This is a genomic window from Pseudomonas sp. 2822-17 (assembly GCF_002742485.1).
In the GTDB taxonomy this organism is placed as follows: Bacteria; Pseudomonadota; Gammaproteobacteria; order Pseudomonadales; family Pseudomonadaceae; genus Aquipseudomonas; species Aquipseudomonas cyclaminis.
The window spans coordinates 1-230 of sequence record NZ_LJRZ01000038.1 but is presented as its reverse complement, the minus strand read 5'-3'; the positions used below and the strand labels follow the sequence as shown (position 1 = coordinate 230).

Here is a 230-nt window from a genome sequence, read left to right as displayed (position 1 = left end):
AGGCTCAGCGTATTAATAAGTAAATCTTCAAATCCGCAGAGGACGCTGAAATCTGGATTATAACCTTTCACCTTTTGAATCATCTCTCTCACATGTCCAATGTCATTCACCGTTTCTTTAATTCCCACGATATTCTTATGGGCTTGAACAAGCTTTAGAACGAAATCTGCCGAGAGGTCCTGTCCAGTGAGCGCTGGAAAATTGTATAAAAGAACAGGTAGCTTTGTCGC

1 protein-coding gene is annotated in these 230 nt (G+C 41.3%); it reads right to left on the bottom strand.

The genetic code is table 11. The annotated features are described in order from the left end of the window. Positions 1 to 230, bottom strand: a 230-nt coding sequence (locus tag AOA60_RS00120) for a dihydrodipicolinate synthase family protein (protein WP_143522299.1), incomplete at both ends; no start/stop codon positions are given.